This is a genomic window from Salipiger mucosus DSM 16094 (genome assembly GCF_000442255.1).
Taxonomy (GTDB): Bacteria; Pseudomonadota; Alphaproteobacteria; order Rhodobacterales; family Rhodobacteraceae; genus Salipiger; species Salipiger mucosus.
Genome location: NZ_KE557281.1, coordinates 201,424 through 220,018, shown reverse-complemented (window position 1 = coordinate 220,018; position 18,595 = coordinate 201,424). Strand labels below are relative to the sequence as shown.

Annotated in this window: 22 protein-coding genes; 5 read left to right on the top strand and 17 right to left on the bottom strand. The window is 62.2% G+C overall.

Going from position 1 to position 18,595, the window contains the following annotated elements; translation table 11 throughout:
* Position 1 precedes the first annotated feature (1 nt).
* The 3 genes from SALMUC_RS21285 to SALMUC_RS21275 form a co-directional block, all read right to left on the bottom strand.
* Positions 2-766, bottom strand: coding sequence for a hypothetical protein (locus SALMUC_RS21285; protein ID WP_020041788.1), 765 nt, complete (start codon positions 764-766; stop codon positions 2-4).
* A gap of 52 nt (positions 767-818) precedes the next feature.
* Complete coding sequence (locus tag SALMUC_RS21280) at positions 819-1,103, bottom strand: hypothetical protein (RefSeq protein WP_020041789.1); 285 nt, start codon at positions 1,101-1,103, stop codon at positions 819-821.
* Between the two features lie 141 nt (positions 1,104-1,244).
* The gene (locus SALMUC_RS21275) at positions 1,245-1,535 is read right to left on the bottom strand and encodes an HU family DNA-binding protein (RefSeq protein ID WP_021120773.1); all 291 of its coding nucleotides are present in this window, start codon (positions 1,533-1,535) and stop codon (positions 1,245-1,247) included.
* A 496-nt stretch (positions 1,536-2,031) separates the two neighbouring features.
* Between SALMUC_RS21275 and SALMUC_RS21270 the strand changes: the two genes are divergently transcribed.
* On the top strand, positions 2,032-2,466 hold the full coding sequence (locus SALMUC_RS21270; protein WP_156883597.1) for a GNAT family protein: 435 nt from the start codon (positions 2,032-2,034) through the stop codon (positions 2,464-2,466).
* A gap of 13 nt (positions 2,467-2,479) precedes the next feature.
* On the opposite strand, the gene SALMUC_RS21265 is transcribed toward SALMUC_RS21270, so the two are convergent.
* The 5 genes from SALMUC_RS21265 to SALMUC_RS28445 form a co-directional block, all read right to left on the bottom strand.
* Positions 2,480-2,908 (bottom strand): hypothetical protein, encoded by a 429-nt coding sequence (locus tag SALMUC_RS21265; protein WP_020041792.1) that lies wholly within the window; start codon positions 2,906-2,908, stop codon positions 2,480-2,482.
* A gap of 265 nt (positions 2,909-3,173) precedes the next feature.
* On the bottom strand, positions 3,174-4,688 hold the full coding sequence (locus SALMUC_RS21260; protein WP_156883596.1) for a hypothetical protein: 1,515 nt from the start codon (positions 4,686-4,688) through the stop codon (positions 3,174-3,176).
* Positions 4,689-4,754: 66 nt separating this feature from the next.
* A complete protein-coding gene (locus tag SALMUC_RS21255; RefSeq protein WP_156883595.1) occupies positions 4,755-5,963 on the bottom strand; it encodes a phenylacetate--CoA ligase family protein in 1,209 nt (402 codons plus the stop codon).
* Positions 5,964-6,061: 98 nt separating this feature from the next.
* Positions 6,062-6,676 carry an acyl-homoserine-lactone synthase gene (locus SALMUC_RS21250; protein ID WP_020041795.1) on the bottom strand — a complete coding sequence of 205 codons (615 nt, stop codon included), beginning with the start codon at positions 6,674-6,676 and terminating at the stop codon, positions 6,062-6,064.
* Positions 6,677-6,746: 70 nt separating this feature from the next.
* Positions 6,747-7,469 carry a helix-turn-helix transcriptional regulator gene (locus tag SALMUC_RS28445; protein WP_020041796.1) on the bottom strand — a complete coding sequence of 241 codons (723 nt, stop codon included), beginning with the start codon at positions 7,467-7,469 and terminating at the stop codon, positions 6,747-6,749.
* Between the two features lie 348 nt (positions 7,470-7,817).
* Between SALMUC_RS28445 and SALMUC_RS21240 the strand changes: the two genes are divergently transcribed.
* Both SALMUC_RS21240 and SALMUC_RS21235 read left to right on the top strand, forming a co-directional pair.
* Positions 7,818-8,303, top strand: a complete 486-nt coding sequence (locus SALMUC_RS21240; RefSeq protein WP_020041797.1) for a hypothetical protein — start codon at positions 7,818-7,820, stop codon at positions 8,301-8,303.
* Positions 8,304-8,408: 105 nt separating this feature from the next.
* Positions 8,409-8,720, top strand: a complete 312-nt coding sequence (locus tag SALMUC_RS21235; protein WP_156883593.1) for a TRAP transporter large permease subunit — start codon at positions 8,409-8,411, stop codon at positions 8,718-8,720.
* A 78-nt stretch (positions 8,721-8,798) separates the two neighbouring features.
* Here the strand turns inward: SALMUC_RS21235 and SALMUC_RS21230 are convergent, their stop codons facing one another.
* From SALMUC_RS21230 to SALMUC_RS21210, 5 genes are all read right to left on the bottom strand, one after another.
* Positions 8,799-9,419, bottom strand: a complete 621-nt coding sequence (locus tag SALMUC_RS21230) for a phosphoribosyltransferase family protein (RefSeq protein ID WP_020041799.1) — start codon at positions 9,417-9,419, stop codon at positions 8,799-8,801.
* Positions 9,416-10,090, bottom strand: a complete 675-nt coding sequence (locus SALMUC_RS21225) for an energy-coupling factor transporter transmembrane component T family protein (protein WP_020041800.1) — start codon at positions 10,088-10,090, stop codon at positions 9,416-9,418. The genes SALMUC_RS21230 and SALMUC_RS21225 overlap by 4 nt, the downstream gene beginning before the upstream one ends.
* Positions 10,087-11,592 carry an ABC transporter ATP-binding protein gene (locus SALMUC_RS21220; RefSeq protein WP_020041801.1) on the bottom strand — a complete coding sequence of 502 codons (1,506 nt, stop codon included), beginning with the start codon at positions 11,590-11,592 and terminating at the stop codon, positions 10,087-10,089. The genes SALMUC_RS21225 and SALMUC_RS21220 overlap by 4 nt, the downstream gene beginning before the upstream one ends.
* A complete protein-coding gene (locus SALMUC_RS21215) occupies positions 11,592-12,164 on the bottom strand; it encodes an aminotriazole resistance protein (protein WP_020041802.1) in 573 nt (190 codons plus the stop codon). The genes SALMUC_RS21220 and SALMUC_RS21215 overlap by 1 nt, the downstream gene beginning before the upstream one ends.
* Before the next feature lie 140 nt (positions 12,165-12,304).
* The gene (locus SALMUC_RS21210) at positions 12,305-12,955 is read right to left on the bottom strand and encodes a phosphoribosyltransferase family protein (RefSeq protein WP_020041803.1); all 651 of its coding nucleotides are present in this window, start codon (positions 12,953-12,955) and stop codon (positions 12,305-12,307) included.
* A gap of 188 nt (positions 12,956-13,143) precedes the next feature.
* Between SALMUC_RS21210 and SALMUC_RS21205 the strand changes: the two genes are divergently transcribed.
* Positions 13,144-14,016 carry a LysR family transcriptional regulator gene (locus SALMUC_RS21205; RefSeq protein ID WP_020041804.1) on the top strand — a complete coding sequence of 291 codons (873 nt, stop codon included), beginning with the start codon at positions 13,144-13,146 and terminating at the stop codon, positions 14,014-14,016.
* Between the two features lie 305 nt (positions 14,017-14,321).
* On the opposite strand, the gene SALMUC_RS21200 is transcribed toward SALMUC_RS21205, so the two are convergent.
* The 4 genes from SALMUC_RS21200 to SALMUC_RS21185 form a co-directional block, all read right to left on the bottom strand.
* On the bottom strand, positions 14,322-14,840 hold the full coding sequence (locus SALMUC_RS21200) for an HAD domain-containing protein (RefSeq protein WP_020041805.1): 519 nt from the start codon (positions 14,838-14,840) through the stop codon (positions 14,322-14,324).
* 89 nt (positions 14,841-14,929) lie between these two features.
* A complete protein-coding gene (locus tag SALMUC_RS21195; RefSeq protein WP_020041806.1) occupies positions 14,930-15,409 on the bottom strand; it encodes a hypothetical protein in 480 nt (159 codons plus the stop codon).
* 44 nt (positions 15,410-15,453) lie between these two features.
* Positions 15,454-16,569, bottom strand: a complete 1,116-nt coding sequence (locus tag SALMUC_RS21190) for a hypothetical protein (protein WP_020041807.1) — start codon at positions 16,567-16,569, stop codon at positions 15,454-15,456.
* Positions 16,569-16,805 carry a hypothetical protein gene (locus SALMUC_RS21185; protein ID WP_020041808.1) on the bottom strand — a complete coding sequence of 79 codons (237 nt, stop codon included), beginning with the start codon at positions 16,803-16,805 and terminating at the stop codon, positions 16,569-16,571. Before SALMUC_RS21185 ends, SALMUC_RS21190 begins: the two co-directional genes overlap by 1 nt.
* Positions 16,806-17,001: 196 nt before the next feature.
* Between SALMUC_RS21185 and SALMUC_RS21180 the strand changes: the two genes are divergently transcribed.
* Positions 17,002-18,558, top strand: a complete 1,557-nt coding sequence (locus tag SALMUC_RS21180; protein ID WP_037372494.1) for an ISL3 family transposase — start codon at positions 17,002-17,004, stop codon at positions 18,556-18,558.
* Positions 18,559-18,595 lie beyond the last annotated feature (37 nt).

Sequence of the window (18,595 nt, the reverse complement as noted above, 5' to 3'; positions counted from 1 at the left end):
CTCAACCGGCCATCGGGCAGACCCGCCTTTCCGGTTCCTGGAAAGGAACGAGCGCGGTGCGGGGCTTGGGTTTCGGCGTCAGCTCGTCGAGAACGCGCTGGGCGGTTTCCAGATCCCAGAAGGCCAGCATGTTGTCGGCCCTGCTTCCGGGCAGATAGATGCGGCCGTCATCATTGAGGTAGTCCGAGCTGATGCGGAACCGATCCTCCGGATCTTCCGTTGAGACACATAGGTAGTAGAGGATGTCGCCGCGCACGTATTCCTGCTCGCGAACAACGAATGTCTCGATGCGCGGCGTGTCTTCCTGCAACGGGCGCCGGATTACCGAGATTGTCTCTCCGACCAGCAGGGCACGGCCTCGGAACGCCTGGATTCCCGGAAGGTCAGAATAGGGAATGTCCCGGAGCGGCAGGCTCTGGATGTCGGAAAGAAGGGTTTCGAGGGTCTGGATGGATCGCTCGACGTCACGCCGGATCTCTCTACCGCGACGCGACAGGCGCGCCGTCCCTCTGACGGCTCCTAACAGGGCCCGGGCGTTCGCGACCTCAAGGCGAACGCTTTCTCTGGCGAGTTCGACAACCCTGCCGGCGGCTGATTCACGGTCCGCGAAGAGCTCGTGGGTGGGGACGTCCAGGACCTGTTCGACCAGCATTTTCCCGGGGCTCGGACGATATCCCAAGGTCAAACGGCTTCCCTCGAGAAGCTCCGTGGTGATCTTGAAGGTCGCGCTGGTTTCCGGGCGCTGGGGAATGAATGTCTCGAACATGAGTGCCTCGATGTGTTCTTCTTGGTGGCGCCCGGAAAACGCCGGCGCAAATTCAGTATCCGACTTTCCGGGTCCTCAGGCGCATGATCTCCAGCTGAATCGTCCTGGAAAGATGTGCACAGACGTCCGGATGCATATCGTGATCGCTCCCCGGGCCGAAGTAGGTGTTGATCTGCTCCCTGGTCCAGGACGGGTCCCGCTCGGCTTCCGGCCGGATGAACAGAAGTACGCTAAGCGTCTTGAGTTCGGCCTCGTCCGGATGAAGGGCGTCGGTGACGCGAGCGATTGCGTTTCGAATGATTTCCGGACCGGACGTCCAAGCCTCGTCGAAGACCATGTTTGCTGCTCTTGTAACGCAGCCTTAGCCTAGCCGAGTGAAATTTTCAGAGGATTAACGGTTGTCGGGATGTGTTGTTCTCAGGTGGCTGATGTCGGGTGGGGCTTCACGGACGATCCGGAAGCCGCCACCCCAAAGGCATCAGGCGTTGACGCCGTCCTTCAGCGACTTCGCGATGGTGACCTTCACCTGGAGGTCGGCGCCCTTGGTCATCGTTTTGCCGGTGGCCGGATTGCGGACCTCGCGTTCCGGGCGCTGCTTGGCATGCACCTTGCCGACGCCGGGGATGGTCACCGCGCCGCCCTCGGCCACTTCCTTGGTAATCACGTCCGACAGCGCGTCGAGAACGCTCGTGGCGGCTTTCTTGTCGACGCCGGCCTGCTGCGCCAGTGCGTCCGTGAGGTCTGCCTTGGTCATCGGTTTCGTTGCCATGTCTGGTCTTCTCCATCTTGGTTGACAAGAGGACATTAGTGGAAGAAAAAGGATTTGTCCAACTATTCTTGAAAAGAATTTCTAGGGGGAGTGTATCCGAAGGGCCCGCCCTCTTTGTACTTTTCTCTTGAATGCCAGTCATAGGATAGAACGATCAGGGCCGACCCATGATCCGCCAGGCGAAGAAACCGATACACGAGCAGGCTCTTAGGGAGTTCACACGTTCCCAAGCCGTGTTCAGCGAAGACAAGCTTCCTTCCATGGCGCGCCGGCAACTTGAGAGGGTCCCGCCACGCCTTCGGTCCCTGGCCAGGGAGATGTCCAGAGCATTGCGAGATGGCACGACACCATCGAGGACGGTTACAGGCAACAGAGACGGATTCTCGAGTTCTCCTGTGGTCATGATGAAATCCGTGCATTTCACCTCGAATCCGCCTGGGACATGGTTCTTCTGTCGGATGACCTCGAAACCTTCATAGGTGGGATTGGTACCGGCATGACCTGGGTTGACCCGGAATTCCGCGGGCGAGGATGCGGTAAGCACATGCTGCTGGCGGCTCTCGAGGAAGGTAGCACGCTGCTCTCGCCGACGTTCTATTCCGAGAGCGGGTACGCCAATCGGAAGGCTGCCCACCGCCTCGCTTGCGACCGTGCAAACGAGGCCGGGCTGACGCTTGATCCGGAGAACTACGATCGATACGGGCTGAGTCCTGTCCCGGGCGCGGACATGGAGGCCGTCAGAACGGCTCTCGAAGACGACCTCGTCCAACGCATGCTGGACGACCCGGAGGTCCGACGGGAAATTGCCCGTGACCGCTTCGGAAAGCTGGATGTGCTCGAGCGGCTCTCGGTCGCGCGCGAGGTTCTGGATGACGATCTTCAGTGCCAACTGGGCATCGCGGCCGACAAAACGACGGCCTTCAAACCATAGACGTCGCCCAAAATCAGATCGCCAGTCCCGGCAGTTCAGCATCGGCGTCGCAGTCGTCGTCGATGGTCCAGTCGATGTCGCCCACGGACGGGGTCCAACCGCTCGGAACGTAGACGTGTTCGATCCCCGAGTGCTTGAAATAGAACACTTGCCGACCGAACAGCTCGGATTTGCAAAACTCGACATGCCAGTCTTCTGTCATGGAGCTAGGAAGACCATCCGGGTTGTGCTGGGGGTGATCCGGATCGTTGAATGCCGGCGTTGGACCGGTGTAGCCGAGCATGTGGGTCATCTCGATAAAGTGCTCGAGGTCGACTTCTTCCATGAACCGCTCGATAGTGATCTCGTCCTCGGCATCGACGCAGTCGCAGAGCCCGCCCGGACAGGAGACCAATGGCTTGGGCCAGCCGACACAGTCGGAGAAGAACTGGTGGTCTGACATTGGCGGCACTCCCTTGGCGATCCGGGAGTGATTTTGAAGCGGCCAGGCAGGGAACAAGCTATCGGCGGAGAATGTCCTCTGCGGCGTCGCAAGTGGAATCTATCCTGTCGAAAGCGGATTGCATGACGGGAGATGTTCCGACCTTGTCGACGGCAACCTGTGAGATCACCGGACCGGCGAATACGCCGATGGCTGCAATTATGGCGGCTTGGAGGGAGTTCATGGAATGTCGGCCCCGGAGGCGTCCCCGGGGCCGTACCGGTCATCAATCGACAGTGCGCGCGTTGAGAACGTCGGCGAGCATGGCCCAGTCACCGAAGAGCATGGGCCCGATGGACTGGACGAGTTGCGGGGAGTCAGGCTGCAGAACCAGGTGGGCGTGGTTACCCTTTCCCATGGCCGACGCGATCCAATCGGAAATCAGGATCTTCTGGTCGTCGGGTAGCATTGGGAGCTGGGAAAGCACGCTGTCTTCGATCCCTTGCCCGGTCATCTGCGACAGAACCTGGTCGAGCCCGTGCTCATCGAAGGTCACGTCGAAGCGGCCGAACTTGAGTGGAAGGCGCATCATGACCGCATCCGGTGCAACATTGTCTGGAACGTCGTTCGCGGCTCCCATGTGCAGTTCCAGTTCGGCATCCAAGGTGGCGAGAGGGTCGGCATCCTTCCGGATTCTGAAATTAAGCGCCCCGTCCTTCATGCTGCTCGAGCTGGCGACATCCAGTTGCAGAGGACCCCGAATGGGCGACGAGGGCGGCAAGGCTTCGAAATCGGACAGATCGGTCTTCAGCCCTCCAATGGAGAAGTATCCGGAGCCGACCAGTTGCCGGATCGCATTCCACACCTCGGCGGGATCCAGATCTGGAGCCGCGTGCGTGAGCCCGGGCTGGAATGTCTGCGACCATGGCGCACCGGGAGGCGTGGCCATCAGGTCGTTGAGGCCGGCCCGCGCCAGGGGAATGGCACTGTCCGCGTCGTACTTCCCTGAGGACTGGAGAACGTCCAACGTGACGGGCGCGGGCAGATCGGACAGGTCGACGGCCACGTCGGCGATTTTCAGGTCGCTCTGAAATGTAATGCCGGTCTCGCGTTCCAGCATTCCCGGCGTCAGGAGCTGCAGCGATGCGAGGCTGGCATTACCGATGGTGACCTTGTCCTCGCCCATATCCAGGAGGAAGTCTTGCAATCCAAACTTCACGAGGTCGACGCATCGTCCAGCGATGCTTTTCGCCTCCAGACCAAGATTGAGGTCTCCGAGCGATACAGGCGACGCACCGTCGAGCGTTGCGGCCATGTTCGACACGGAAAAATCCAGACCGGACTTCACGGCATCGCAAACAATCCGGGACATGTCCCGGTTGGTTTCCTGGCGCTCAATCTCGCGCAGTGCAGCCATGTCGTCAGGATCGAACGTGACAGAGATCGTCTCGATTTCGATGTCCCTTGGCGTTGCATAGGCCGACACGCCCTGGCCGGTGAGGGTGACGGGACCGGCTTCTTCATCCCCCTCGACGACAAGAGCATCGAAATGCACAGCTTCCTTGCCGGATCCGATCCGGAAGCCTTCGTAGGTCATCGCGCCGGACGCAGTGCTGGACGTGTTTTCGAACCCGATCTTCGGCGAAACTGAATTGTCTGAATCGATTCCGATGCTGCCCAATGTCCGTTCAAGAACAGGTCCAACACCCATCACGGGTTCAGGGATCGAACGGGCCTGCAGTGGCTGTAGGGACGTTGCGAGTGCGGCTGCAGAGCACACGGCAAGGGGAAATGTACGCATGAAAACTTCCTGTCTATTCCAACCAGGAAGTAGTGAAGCGTGGTTTCGAAAACAATTGCCCTGACGTCAGAGCATGATCGGCGCACCCTCACGAAGATCCACAACACCGGTGGAGGTTTCAATCGCCGCATCGATCCCGGTATAGGGCTCGAACCCGAGGCATCCAGTATCAATCGATACCATGTCGGCGAGCTCTGGATCGGAAGAAATCGCGTTCTTGATGAACCCCTGAAACTCGGGTTCCTTGTGGAACGGCGAGTGGACGGCAATTTCGTCCGTTTTCACCAGCGTTCTGCGAATGGTAATGACCGGGCGATTGGACTTGCTTCTCGCGAAGTCGGGAAGATTTTCGAGATGAGACATGTGGAGGGTGTTCGAGCCAACTTCGATTGAGCGGTCCAAGTGATCAATAATTCGGATCCGGTTTCCAGGTATGTCTGTCGCCGAGCGCTTATTTTCGGCCGGCGTGACCAAAAGGCCGGTTCTTGCCCTTATAACAGGATTCGCATACCTCAGAAGGTTCGTGACAACGAGCTCTCCGACGCCGTAGTCGTCCTGGTTCAGGATTTCACAGTAGAAGACGTCAGAGTTCAGATCGTACTCGTTTTGCGAACAGTCTTCTGTCTGATGTCCAACAAAGCCGAAATCCGAATGCATGAGCATCATCCGGAACTCGATTTCCTTCCCGAAAACCTCGAGCGTCCTTTCCCTCGCGTGCTCGGAAAACCGTGTCAGTCCGATGACCAACTTGAAATTCGGGAACTCCAGTTGCCATCTTTGAGACGCCTTCAGATACGAGAGAAATTCGTTCTCGCTGCACATCCACACCGTCGCGCCCAGATGACGCATCGCCTGGATATTCTCCTGCGGCCTGTCGTCGGTGTTCAGCGGCAGGATGCAAGCGCCGGTGTCCGTGGCAACCCGCGACATTGCGAACGCGAAATTAGGCTTGGTTCGGTGATAGGCAATAACATCACCCTCGGTCACCCCCATCGCAGCCAAACTTCCCGCGAAGACCGACGCCTCCCGGAGGACGTCCTGGGTGTCGAACACCCTGGTCAGACGATAGCTTCCGATCATCGTCCGTGAGATCACAGATCCTCGCGGGTGCTCCTTAGGCATATTATTTGGCTGTTTGATGTATTCAGGGGTTATCTTCTCAAGAAAGCGAACTGGATCGATGTCGCCTCCCAAGCGAGCGGCATCCAGTCTTTCTCTATCATGGGTATCAATTGTCTCGATCTCGTCAAAAAACCTTAGCAACTGCTGATTCACAGCGATATCCCCTGTCGTCTATATTGATTGGAGCGCTCCTTAGGGAGACATGGGGTAACAGGTCAAGCCCGGAGCGCTCCAAATGTCTTCTATGCCGTTTACTCGTGAGCCTCAGTCTTCTGGACAGGAACTTCGTCCGTCAACGATTCAATTACGTCCTCGGACACTTCGAACAGACCGCAGGTCGTCTTCAGCCCTTCATCATAGCGAACGACCGGACCGAGGCGCTCGAAGGTACAACCGGCGCGCTTGAGAATGCGCTCCACGTAGATGTCGTAGACCGAAACTACATTCATCATCCCCACTTCGTAGGCGTTCTCGAAAAGACCACGGAGAAGTTCTCGCGTCACGGTGTTGATCCCCGATTGGGCATAGTTCTTGGATGCGTCGGTATTGACGCAAAACCGCGAGCTTTCCCTGACCAGGGGGTTCCGGATCGGCTGTTTGTCGCCCATGACCTCGGGGAAGACATCAGCCAGCATGTGCGGGCCCGGAGTCGGCAGCAGCCTCAGGGAGGCCAGGAGCGTGCCGGCGCCATCCGAGACGATGACGTAGAGCGGGTTCAGGTCATCGAAGTAGTCGTACTCGCGACCGTTGATGACCTCGACGCGCCAACCGAGGCGTTCCTTGAACGACCGTGCACGCAGTTCGTACATCTGGTCGAGCAGATCCTGGTTCTCTTTACGGTTGGTGTCGTCGACGTAGTGAAGCATTTGGCCTCCTTGGCTTGGGTTATTGGTGAGATGGGGAGGCCGGTCCATACTCACTTTTTTAGGGGTTCCGTCAGATTGAAATGATGCCCATCTTGACGGCCTTGGCTACCGCGTGAGCCTTGTTGGAGGCCTCGAGTTTGGCGGTCGCGTTCCTGACGTAGAATTTGACCGTATTTGGTGCGAGGTTGCAGATGCGCGCGGTTTCCCAGCTCGTTTTCCCGAGAGCAGCCCATTTCATGACTTCGACTTCTCGATTTGTCAGGAGTTTGAGAGGGAAATCCAGTCCGCCTTCTCGGCAAACGTGATCGTGGACAAGGTGTCCAAGGTATTGGAGGTCGGACATGAATTCCCGGGTGAAGCCTTCGAATTCGGGTTGCTTCATGCCGGAATTCAGAGAAAACAGGGCCCGTCGACCGTGAGGATCCCGAACCGGGATCGTGAGACCGCTCGGGCAGACCCCGAATTCAGCCGCCTCACCGAAGAACTGCCTCACCAGAGGATCATCTTTCTTGGCAAGCGCCCAGTCCATCGGAAGGAAGCTCTTCAGTCCTTTTTGGACGACCGGGTCGATGAGCTGGTAATTCTGCCGGACATAACGGTCGTGCCATTCATCTGGGTAGGTGGTCAGGACGGCCCCAACATCGTCGGGGTCCCGGTCGCCCATACGAAGATAGCAGAAGTGCTCGACGCCGACACGCTCCTTGAGAGAATGCAGGATTTCCCTGGTTGCCGGCACACCCTCATCGGCGTGCTGTTCCCTGATTTCGTTGAACGCGGTCGATATGTCGGGCATTCTGGAGGAGGCCTTCGCTTGTCATCTTCACACCGTGAAGTGACCTCATAACGTGAAAGAAATTATAACACCTCAAGATGGATGCCTGTTGCGCCAAAGCAACAAGGCGAACCCCTCATTTTCAGGCCTGACATGCAGTTATCACTGTTCCACGGGTGCGGAACATGCGGCCATGATCGGAACAATCCTAGGCTCGCGCGCATCTGTTTTGATGTCAAATAGCGTCCCAGCCGGGATTGATCGGCTTGTATTCATTGAGTGGGGCTAATCGTCAAGACCAAATCTGATCATTTACCAAAATTTGTCTTAAACGGTGTAGGGTGCCTTCAACTTACGGAAGGACGAGACATGAAGCGAACAACTATCCTGCTGGTGGCAGCATCTGTCGCGCTGGGCGGCTGCGCCACCTCCCTCTTCACGGGCCTCCCGGCGGCAACCTCGAACGTGAACTTCGACGGGCAACATCCGGACCACTGGCAGGCTGAATACTCGGAAAACGCGACCCACCTCATGGTCGACGGTGCGGATCATCACCCCGGGGGCGCGGCCCGGGCAGGGCGGCTTGCCATGCGCCGGGCCGGGTTCGAGATCATCAGCGATGTCACCAACGGCACCGACGGCCGTGTCATTGCGAAGTCTCCCCTGCCGCCACTCGATCCCCGCGCCACGGCCGGGGTATACTTCCGGGAGGCGCCCGGAGGCTTCCAGGTCAAGGCCTTCGTTGCCAATGAGCCTGACCCGCTCCTTGCCAGGAAGGCGGCCGCCACGATCATGGACGAGATGGAGGCGCACTGGCAGTTCTGGGCCGGCAATGACGAGGCTCTGGCGCGGTGACTACCGGATCTTGACGAAAAGGGGGGATCGTTCCGCAGCGAGGGGCGCAATTCGTTGAGCTCATTCTGCCGGGACGATCTCCATCGTTGCCAAGTAAAACCTGTGGTGGCGCAGACGATCTTCGCGATCGCCGAGAACCCGATACTCGTCCTGCCGATCCTGATGCCGCTCACCAACGAGCTGGGGATCGACCCGGTGCACTTCGGGGTCTTCGCGACCTTCAACCTGGTGATCGGGCTCATCACGCCGCCCTACGGCACGGCGCTCTTTACCGGGTCGATCGTGCTGGGGATCCCGATCGAGCGCAAGGTCAAGCACATGCTGCCCTTCTTCCTTGCGGCGCTCGGGGTGCTGATGCTGATCACCTACGTGCCCGAGACGGTGCTCTACCTGCCGCGGCTGATGGACCTGCTCTGAGCCCGCACATCCAGCACAAGAAGACGCGCGCCAACTGCGGTTGGCGCGCGTTTCGCTTTCCGGGGCCTCGGTAGCAGGTCAGGTGCCCGGGATCGGTGTCCAGCGGCCCTGGGCGTCCGGTTGGAACTGGGGGATGTGGCCGAGCGAGACGAGCGTCTCCACATCCGCCCCGAGCGTCTCGCGCCAGTCCTGCGCCTCGGTCAGGATCACGCCAGCGCCGACCACGTTGCCGCCGGCCTGCCGCACCAGCTCGAGCGCGCCCTTGAGGCTGGAGCCCGAGGCCACGACATCGTCCACGACCACCACGCGCTTGCCCTCGATCAGGGGGATGGCGGCGCGATCGAGCAGTATGCGCTGCTCGCCCTTCGAGGTGATCGAGGTCAGGGTCTGCACCAGCGCGTCGCTGAGGTGCAGCTTGGGCGACTTCTGCAGCACGACGTAATCGTCGAGCCCCAGCGCGCGGGTGACCTCGATGGCGACGGGAATGCCCAGCGTGGCGGGGCCGACGATGATGTCCGGTTCGAGCGGGACGATCTTGCGGGCCAGCTCGGTGCCGACGTGCGCGCCGAATTTCACGCCGAGGTCGATGACCATCATCAGCGAGATGGCGAGTTCGTCGTTGATCGGGACGATGGGCAGATCGAGCGGGTAGCCCTCGACATCCACGCGCCAGGTCTGGCGTTCGGCTTGGTCTTTCATCGGGTCATGTCCTTCCATGTCATGCGCGGCTCGACCATGAGCCCGACCTCGCGCCAGGTGGTGCGCTTGCGGGACAGCTCGAAGCCGTAGAGGCTCAGCGAGAAGCTGATGGCGTGGGCGGTGCGGATGGCCTGCACCAGCAGCGGAACGCCGCGGGCCAGCGCGAAGCGCAATCTGCGGACGAGGCTGACGTCGTCGATCTCCATGCCGCGGGCGCGCTGGGCGTCGGCGATGCGTTCGAACTCGTCGCGCAGCATCGGGATGATCCCGAAGAGCAGCGAGAGCACCAGCGTGACCACCGCCGGCAGCCGCGCCGCCGAGCAGGCCGCAAGGATCGCGCCGGGCGGCGAGGTTTCCATCACGAAGTAGAAGAGCGCGGTGGTGGCGACGAGCCGGGCGGCCATCTTCGCGGCATGCGCCAGCGCATCTGGCGCGGAGACGCCCTGCAGCAGGAGGTTCACCATCCAGCTGACGATCACCATCAGCGTCAGCAATCCCGCGCCCTTGAGGTAGCCGCCGAGCTTCGGCACCCGCGTGGCCCAGAGCATCAGCAGGATCAGCGCTGCGAAGGGAAAGCCGAAGCGCCAGTCGGGCGCGAGCCAGGCCACGGTCATCAGGGCGAAGGCCGCCGCGAGCTTAACGAAGAAATTGAGGTCGTGCAGGCGGGTCATGCGGCGCTCTCCCGGGCAGGGGCGTAGGGGGTGGGCCAGCCGAGCGCGGCGAAGGCAGGGCTCTGCCAGCCCTCGGCGAGCGGGCCATCATAGGCGATCCCGCCGTCCCCGACGAGCACGAGGCGGGTGGCCAGGTCGTCGACCAGCTCAAGGTCGTGCGAGATGAGCATCACCGCGCGCCCCTGCGAGGTCATCCGGTCGAGGAAGGTCTCGAGCAGCGCGCGGCCCTCGAGATCGCGGGCCAGCAGCGGCTCGTCGACGATGGCGATCATGGCGCCCGAGGCCTCGGCACAGGCAAGGCCGAGCTGCCCCTGCTGGCGGGCGGAAAGCGCGAAGGGGTTGGTCTCCGCCTGGCCCTCGAGGCCGTAGCGCGCGAGGACGGTCCCGGTGTCCTCGCGGCCCTGGCCCATGGAGCGGGCGAAATCGACCTCTTCGGCGGCGGTCATGTGGAACAGGATCTGCCGCATGGACTGGGGGACATAGGCGATCTGGCGGGCGCGCTTTGCCGTCGTCCAGTCCTGCGCGGCCTCGCCGCCAAGCGCGATGCCACCGGCGGAGACGGGCGTGAGGCCCAGCACTGATTTCATCAGCGTCGTTTTGCCTGCGCCGTTCCGGCCGATGACGCCAAGCACCTCGCCGGCGCGAAGCGTCAGGTCCAGCGCGTCTAGCACTGGCTTGCCCGAGGCGCGGGCGAGCGTCGTGCGCAGCCCGGTGACACTCAGCAGCTCGCGGCCGGGCTCAACGGTGCGGCGCTGTGCCCGGTGCTTACGCGGCGGCAGAAGGCCGGCCTCGCGCCATAGCGCGGTATCGTCGAGCGCCGGGGCCAGCGGCCGGACCGCCGAGAGCGTGCCATTCGAGAGCAATGCGAGGTCGCCCGCAACGGGGGCAAGATGCGCCGGGTCCTGTTCGGCGATGATGAGGCCCGAGACATCCTCGGACGCCTGTTTGAGCGCCTCGCACAAGCGCCCGCGGGCGGCTGGGTCGAGGCCGGTCGTGGGCTCGTCCAGCACCAGCAGATCGGGGCGCGGGGCGAGCGCGGCGGCCAGCACGACCATGCGCCGCTCGCCTCCCGATAGGGTCAGGACGCGCCGCCCGGCAAGCTCGGTCAGTTCGAGATGCTCCATGAGGACCCGCACTCGTGCGCGCACCTCGTCGCGGGGCGTGGCGCGGTTTTCCAGCGGGAAGGCGATGATGTCCTCGACCGAGAGATCCCAGAGCTGGTCCTCGGCAGACTGGGCGACAAAGCCCACCCGAGAGAAGAGCGCATCTTGCGGAATGTGCAGAACGTTCTCGCCTTCGAGCGTGACGGAACCGTCATATTGCGCGACATGCGAGATCTTCGGGATCACGCCGGCGAGGGCCATCATCAGGGTGCTCTTGCCGCTCCCGGTCGCGCCGCAGACCAGCAGGCGCCGGCCCGGGGCAAGTGCGAGGTCAACTTCGCGCAAGAGGGGTTCGGCCGCGCCGAACCCCAAGGTCAGTTTGTCGACGGCAAGCAGCATCAGAAGCGCTTGAAGCCTTGCGGATGGGCCGCGGCCAGGATCCGGATCGCTGGAATGACCAGCAGCGGGGTGCCGATCAGCATGGGCACGATGTCCGACAGGCCGAGATAGAGAACCGCCCACCAGAAGGGAAAGATGCCGAGGAACGCGAGGCTGGCCGAGACGGCGGTGACCATCACGAGGCCGACGACGAGGCAGACGGCTGCAATGCGCATCAGCGCGCCCTGGTCGAACTTCGTGGTGGCCGGGTTGAACATCAGGCCGGGAACGAGGCCGGTGAGCCCCACCATGATGCCGTCGACGATCAGCGAGTGGGCGGGGATGAAGGTGCCGGCCAGAAGCGACCAGACGATGGTGCCGAGGTAGCCGCAGATGAAGCCGCTCTTCCAGCCCAGCAGGATGCCGACGAGCGGCGGAAGGAAGGCGAAGATGCGCCACTGGATCACGCCGGGCACCAGCTGGATCGGGTTGGCATAGGCCCACAGGACGCCGGTCGCGGCGGCGGCAACGATGGAGAGGACGAGCGGGAAGAGCGTGGAGCCGCTGTTCTGCGGAAGGGTTTCGGATGTCATGGAGGAGTCCCTGTCTGTTTGCGGTTGGGTCGGGCGTTGCTCGCCCGTCTTGTGCGCCTCGATGCGTCTGCGCCGGGGCCTTGGTTGAGGGTCATGCGCCGGCCCGGCCTCCTCCCTTGCCGGATCGGCGCGGTGAAAAGTCAGACCGGTTGCGGGTCCGAGAGCATGCCGGGCTCGCAGCTGTCCGGGTCGATGCGGGCCGTGTCGTCGACGACGCGGAACCGCGGAATGCGGCCCAGCCGATGGATGAGCGTGGTGTCCTGCGCCAGTGCCTCGCGCCAGGCGATGCCCTCGGTCAGGATCGTGCCCGCGCCGAGGATCGTGGCGCCCGCGCGCCGCACCAGCCGCATGGCGGCGGCCATGCTGGCGCCGGTGGCGATGACGTCGTCCACGACGACCACGCGGCGCCCCTGCAGCAGCGGGATCTGCCGGCGGTCGAGCAGCAGCCGCTGCGGCTTGTCCGAGGTGATCGAGCGCACGGGTTCCTCCAGCGCGTCCGCGAGGTGGAACTTGGGCGATTTCTGCAGGATCAGGTACTTGTCGAGGCCAAGATGCCGCGTGACCTCCATCGCGACGGGAATGCCGAGGGTCGCGGAGCCCACGACGATGTCGGGCTTCATCGGCGCGAAATGCGCGGCGAGTGCGCGCCCCACGCGGTCGGCGAAGGCGAGGCCCATGTCGATGTCCATAAGCAGCGCGATGGCGCGGTTCTCGTCCAGCTGCAGCGTCGGCAGAGCCTCGGTCTCGCCGGCGATCTCGACGTCGTAGTGTTCGGGCGCGATGAGGCGCAAGGGTCTCTCCCGTCGGTGCGATGCTGCGTTGCAGCGCAGGATGCGGCAGTCACGGGGGTGTTACAAACGCCAAGAATCCAACGCGGCGTTGAATTTTTCTCTACGCTCTGGCAAGCCTTGATCGGCAGCGGACGGTCCCGGGGGTGCGTGGCATGCAGCGCGTATTTTTCACGAGGTTTTTCAGTTATATGGAGGAGATCGCGCGACTTGGCAGTATCCGCCGGGCGGCGGAGGCGCTGAACGTGTCGGCCTCGGCGATAGACAAGCAACTGCTGCGGGCCGAGCAGGATCTCGGCGTTCCGCTGTTCGAGCGTCATCCTCGTGGCGTGCGCCTGACCTCGGCCGGTGAACTGCTGCTCTACCGGATGCGAAGCTGGCAGAAGGACATGCAGGCGGCGACCTCGGAGATCGAGGAACTCAAGGGGTTGCGACGCGGCGAGGTCCGGATCGCGGTGCCGCAGGAGGCGGTCTCCGGATTTATGCCGCAGGCGCTGAGCGGCTTCCTGGAGGAGAACCCGCGCATTGTCACCTCGGTGCGCATGGTGGAGTCGGACCGCGTGCGTCAGATGGTGATCGAGAACGAGGCGGATTTCGGACTGACCTTCAGTCCGCGCCCCTTGCCAGGCGTGACCGTCCTGCGCGAGCTGCCCTTCCGCGTGCTGGCGCTGGTGCCAGACGATGGGCGCAAGAGCATCTCGCTCGAACGGTTCTTTTCCCGGCCGACGCTGGTGCCGGATGCGGCCAGCCACCTGCGCGACGTGCTCGACATCGCCGCTGCCAAGGCGGGCGTGGACCTCGCGCCGCTGATAGTCTCGAACAGCCTCGAGCTGCTGCGCCAGATGGTGCGCGAGGGAAGCGGGCACGGACTGGTGGCGGTCTGCCCGGGCACTGGCGAAAGCGCGGGCGCGGAGCTGTCGGCCTTGCCTCTGCGCGCGGCCGCGCTGCCAAAGCTGACTCTTGCGCTGATTTCGGCCAGCGACAATTCCTCGGCGCTGGCCTCGGTATTGGCGAAGCGTCACTTCGAGTTGTTCATCGACGAGCTGCGGGAGCGCGACGGTTGACGCCGCGCCCGGCGCGGCACAGGATTTCACAGGGCAGTGCGTATGTGCTAGGCTTCAGTCAACGCGATTGCGCTCCGCTCTTCCCGGTAGCAATCTTCGTTGCGGCAATACCGGGGGTCAGTTTTCCATGTCGCCGGACACGGCGCGCTTGCGCAAGACGATGAAGCCGAATACCCAAATCCAACTTGCAGACTCTCGCTATGAATGAGGGACCGGCAGGGGGCAGGTCACCAGCGGAGAGAGCATCCAGGACGCCTACACTGAGGCCTACTTCGCGCTTCTGGTGGCCACGGATGGCCGTGAGGTCACCGATGTTCCCAGTGCCCCATGATGCTGAGTGCGTCGAGCATGTGCTTCGAGAGAAGGCCATCGTTTTCGCTGGTCTGCACGAGGCGACCTTTGCCGAGCACCTCCTTGAACCGAAACCTGTTGTCGTCGAACAGGATGAAGTCCTGCGCGTAAGGCGCCTTGTTTACAAGATAATCCTTGACCTGGATCGCGCGATCATCCCGGTCGAGACCGGCCTCGTTGTAGGGGTTCGTTTTCCATGGATCGCCCAGGGCACCGCGGAATCCCGCGTTCCGCAGCATGGATTGGAAAACGTGCTCGGTGTACTCGTCGTGGATATCGGCCGTGCTCTTCCAGCTCGACATGATGACGAAGCGGACATCGAGGTAGGTGTCGTGAATGCGGTTGAAGAAATCGATAGCGACCGGATCGAATTTGGACCACTTGTTGTAGTGGTCCGAGTATCCCGCGCCCCCGGCAAGATGCACGCGCTTGTGGGCCAGAACACCATCGAAGTCGAGAAATACGAGGTACATGGTCTATCCTTCAGAGGTTCTGGCTTGAAACTGCCCGACCATGGTTTCCAAAACTATGATTTTGCCGCCATCCCGACGGGCCTCCAGCCTCAGGGAGACGATGCACCCCCGGGATCGAATTCCGGCCAGTTCTCCTGCTCGAGTCGGTTCACCAGCGAGCGCTCGAGCCAGGCGACATAGCTTTCGCCGTATTCACGGGTTTTCGAAAAGGCCTGCGGCAGAATGGAGAGCGGGTGATCATCGTCGATGAGCTGCATGCCGAGATCCGCCAGGTTCAGGTCGTCCTGGACATAGAAAATGGTCTGCTCTCGATATTGCCCGGCCTCGCGGGCCGTCAGCGAAGGCATCCCATTGGCGTCATAGAAGGATGCCGTCTCGAAAGCGGTGTTGGCCTGCTCGAACTCGCCGAAGTCGACCGTGTATTCGGTCACGAAATAGTCGGTGTCGTTCCGGACCGACAGGACACGGGCCCGCATCCCCGGGTGAACGAATTCGTCGAGACCGCACTCGTCCCCCTCCCGCTGGAATAGGATGATCTGGCCGACATGGTGTTCGCGGTCTGCTGGCATTTTCAGTCTCCTGATTGGTCTCCAGACATGCATTCTTCGATGGCTCAGGACGCGGAGCGCGTTTCCCAGGCGTGCAGGATATCCCGCGTTTCCGTGTCCGGTGCGGTCCTGGACAGCAGGGCAATCTCCCGGCCCGAAAGATCTTCCAGGGCCGTGCCGGCATAGTGACCGGCCAGGATCATGCCGGACGCGGCGTTGGTCTCGAGGTTCATCTGCACGTGAACGTTCGGGGTTTCCATGCGGACGACAGGGCTCTTTCCGGCGAACCGCGCCAGGCTTCGCTGCATCTCCCGTTCCCGCTCCTGTCTGCGCTTCGACCGGTTGGCCTCGGCTTTCTTCCCGTTCTTTTCGAGGTCAGCCACGTATTTTTCACCGCCATCCCCGAGGAAGTACAGGCCCGCGACGACAGGGACAGCCGGCGGAAAGACGAGCGCGGTGATGCCGCCCGCGACCAGGGCCGAGACCGACCCGGAAACCAGGGCATTCTGCACAGCACTGACCTGGGCGACCACCGGCGAGCTCACGCGGTCGAAGCCTTCCTCGATGAGCCCCATCGCGTAGGTCCGAGCGACCTCCGTTCCGCCGATGGCGCGCTGGGTCACCTGATCATAGAACCCGCCGATATCGGGCGCATCTGGCAGCCGATCACGAACGGGCTTCAATGCGGTGCCGATGCTGCCGCTCACCCGGGATCCCATCTGGGCCCAGCGCGACGGTTGATCGGCTTCCCCGTCCCCGCGGGCATCCGGCAGCTGGTCTTTCACCACCTCGATTTCGGCTTCCAATGGACGTGCAGCGTCTGTCTCGAGCGTTTTGCGGACGTGACGTGCCGCCGTGAGGCACCCACGCAATTCATCCTGGAGTTCAGAGAACTTACCGTCTTCCAGTCCGCGCTGTCCAAGTTCTCCGACGCCTTCGAGGCTGGACACGATGGCCGGCAGATGCACCGCGGTCAGCGGGCGGTTCTTCCGATAGGCCGCCGGGTCCGCATCGTAGTAGTCCTCGATGACAGCGAGATCTTCGAGGAAATCGTCGATATCCGACCTCAGGCCGGGCAGGGCCTCCCGAGATTTCAGGATTCTGCTCCGTGCCGTCCGGATCACGGCCTTGGCGGCCCGGGCCACATTACCCGGCTCGTCTTCCCAGGGGTTGCGAAGCATCAGCCGACCTTCGGTGCCGGATCGGCCTCGAGCTCGAAGCCCGCTTCCATGCAGGCTTCGAGCTTCGACATCAGGAATTCCTGGAAGCCCTGGCCGGCGTCGGCCTGCGCGGCGTAGGCGTCGAGGATCGCCTGGTAGTGTCCGCCCTCCGCCGGTGAGAGGGTTTCCGAGAGATAGGCCGGGTCGACGATGAAGGTGTCGATCTCGTTGTAATCCCCGCTCTCGTGGCCATCCACCAGGGTTTCCTTGCCGTCGACGTACTTGATGAAGTCGGCGCCCTCATAGGCGCGGTTGTGCTCGAGAAACTCCCCGAAGTGTCAATCGGCAGCCAATCGTGACCCCCTATCGGCGTCCAAAAATGGCTCTGTCGCGCATTTGGTGCAGTTGAGTTGCCAGAACGCTATATCTCGGCGAACTTGATGGAGGTTGCCGATGGGTTCATGGTTTTCGCGACGAGATTTTCTACCGGCAGGGTTGAAGGCCGACCAGGTTGAGCTTGATGGCAACAGGATCCGGGTCCACGCCCGTTCCCTGGACGCCTCGGCAACATGTCCCCGCTGCGGCACGGTCTCTCGTCATGCCCACAGCAAGTATTGGCGTCGGCCAGCCGATCTCCCGGCCCATGGCCGAGAAGTTGAACTGGTGCTGCTGGTTCGTCGATTTCGTTGCCGCGCAGTAAGTTGCCCAACGAAGATTTTTTCAGAACGGTTCCGGCCTGATGTCGCGCGGCCACATGCGCGCCGGACTTCACGCTTGCAGGAACTGGTGCGTCACATCGGCATTGCTCTCGGTGGGCGCCCCGCGCAGGCGCTTGCCGGACGGCTTTTGCTGCCGGTAAGCAAAGACACGTTCCTGCGAAGCGTTCGAGCGAAGACCGAGGGGGCTGTCGCGGCCCCCCGCGTGGTGGGTATCGACGACTGGGCATGGCGGAAGGGACAGCGCTACGGCACGCTGATCTGCGATCTCGAACGGCGGAAGGTCATCGATCTGCTGCCCGACCGGGAGCCCGCCACTGTGGAAGCGTGGCTCCGCGCGCGTCCCGAGATCGAGGTTGTTGCCCGTGATCGCAATGGCGGCTACGGCGGTGCCACCGCGCGTGCCCTGCCGGGCGCGGTTCAAGTCGCGGATCGTTGGCATCTGTTAGAGAATGCAAGTGCCGCCTTCCTGGCCGCCGTGCAGCGGAACATGCCAGCGATTCGCAAGGCTATCGGGGTAGAGATCCTCGATCCGAGGCTTTTGACGGCAGCGGAAAGGCTGCAATTCGAGGGTTTTCAAAGGCGCCAGCAGACCAACCACATGGTCCGCCAAATGGCAGACGAGGGTGTTCCCATCAAACGTATCGTGCGCCTGACCGGGCTGAGCCGCGGCTTGGTCCGCCAGATCAACCGCGGTGAGCGAGAAGATGTTTTCCGCATCCGCGAGAGCAGCTTGACCGCTTGGTTGCCTCGGCTGGAGCGGGAGTGGAGCGGCGGATGTCGTAATGGCGCAGAACTCTGGCGCCGGTTACGGGCTGATGGATTTCAAGGCAGTCTCCGGGTCGTCGGCGAGTGGGCAACACGCCAGCGCCGCGCCGTACAAGCGGTGCCGTCCGGAACAAGAAAGTCGCCACCTGCCCGAAGGATCGCGCGGCTCCTGACAATCGGACGAGATCATCTGACACGTGCCGATGCAATCCAGGTCGCGCGGATCGAAGCGGCGCTACCAGTTCTGGCAACTGCCCGGGAACTGACCGACCGGTTCACTGACATGGTGCGAAACGCCCGTGAGAATGCCCTGGCCGCCTGGCTCGACGAAGCCGAGGACAGCATGCTCTCATCCTTCGCCCGTGGCCTTCGTAGCGACCAGGCCGCAGTTGCCGCCGCGCTGCGGGAACCTTGGTCGAACGGGCAGACCGAGGGCCAGATCAACCGCCTGAAGACGCTGAAACGCCAGATGTATGGTCGCGCGAATATCGATCTGCTCAAGGCTCGGCTTGTCGCGGCATCATAGTTGAAAAGGTGCATCAACTTTGAGTCAGAGCCAATTT

What these genes read in the sequence shown, in the direction of transcription:
- SALMUC_RS21190 (WP_020041807.1), bottom strand. Translation starts at nt 16,569, where the DNA reads ATGCTTCGCAACCCCTGGGAAGACGAGCCGGGTAATGTGGCCCGGGCC.
- SALMUC_RS21215 (WP_020041802.1), bottom strand. Translation starts at nt 12,164, where the DNA reads ATGACATCCGAAACCCTTCCGCAGAACAGCGGCTCCACGCTCTTCCCG.
- SALMUC_RS21280 (WP_020041789.1), bottom strand. Translation starts at nt 1,103, where the DNA reads ATGGTCTTCGACGAGGCTTGGACGTCCGGTCCGGAAATCATTCGAAAC.
- SALMUC_RS21205 (WP_020041804.1), top strand. Translation starts at nt 13,144, where the DNA reads ATGGAGGAGATCGCGCGACTTGGCAGTATCCGCCGGGCGGCGGAGGCG.
- SALMUC_RS21285 (WP_020041788.1), bottom strand. Translation starts at nt 766, where the DNA reads ATGTTCGAGACATTCATTCCCCAGCGCCCGGAAACCAGCGCGACCTTC.
- SALMUC_RS21265 (WP_020041792.1), bottom strand. Translation starts at nt 2,908, where the DNA reads ATGTCAGACCACCAGTTCTTCTCCGACTGTGTCGGCTGGCCCAAGCCA.
- SALMUC_RS21220 (WP_020041801.1), bottom strand. Translation starts at nt 11,592, where the DNA reads ATGCTGCTTGCCGTCGACAAACTGACCTTGGGGTTCGGCGCGGCCGAA.
- SALMUC_RS28445 (WP_020041796.1), bottom strand. Translation starts at nt 7,469, where the DNA reads ATGCCCGACATATCGACCGCGTTCAACGAAATCAGGGAACAGCACGCC.
- SALMUC_RS21230 (WP_020041799.1), bottom strand. Translation starts at nt 9,419, where the DNA reads ATGAAAGACCAAGCCGAACGCCAGACCTGGCGCGTGGATGTCGAGGGC.
- SALMUC_RS21240 (WP_020041797.1), top strand. Translation starts at nt 7,818, where the DNA reads ATGAAGCGAACAACTATCCTGCTGGTGGCAGCATCTGTCGCGCTGGGC.
- SALMUC_RS21260 (WP_156883596.1), bottom strand. Translation starts at nt 4,688, where the DNA reads ATGCGTACATTTCCCCTTGCCGTGTGCTCTGCAGCCGCACTCGCAACG.
- SALMUC_RS21225 (WP_020041800.1), bottom strand. Translation starts at nt 10,090, where the DNA reads ATGACCCGCCTGCACGACCTCAATTTCTTCGTTAAGCTCGCGGCGGCC.
- SALMUC_RS21200 (WP_020041805.1), bottom strand. Translation starts at nt 14,840, where the DNA reads ATGTACCTCGTATTTCTCGACTTCGATGGTGTTCTGGCCCACAAGCGC.
- SALMUC_RS21275 (WP_021120773.1), bottom strand. Translation starts at nt 1,535, where the DNA reads ATGGCAACGAAACCGATGACCAAGGCAGACCTCACGGACGCACTGGCG.
- SALMUC_RS21250 (WP_020041795.1), bottom strand. Translation starts at nt 6,676, where the DNA reads ATGCTTCACTACGTCGACGACACCAACCGTAAAGAGAACCAGGATCTG.
- SALMUC_RS21195 (WP_020041806.1), bottom strand. Translation starts at nt 15,409, where the DNA reads ATGCCAGCAGACCGCGAACACCATGTCGGCCAGATCATCCTATTCCAG.
- SALMUC_RS21270 (WP_156883597.1), top strand. Translation starts at nt 2,032, where the DNA reads ATGACCTGGGTTGACCCGGAATTCCGCGGGCGAGGATGCGGTAAGCAC.
- SALMUC_RS21180 (WP_037372494.1), top strand. Translation starts at nt 17,002, where the DNA reads ATGGGTTCATGGTTTTCGCGACGAGATTTTCTACCGGCAGGGTTGAAG.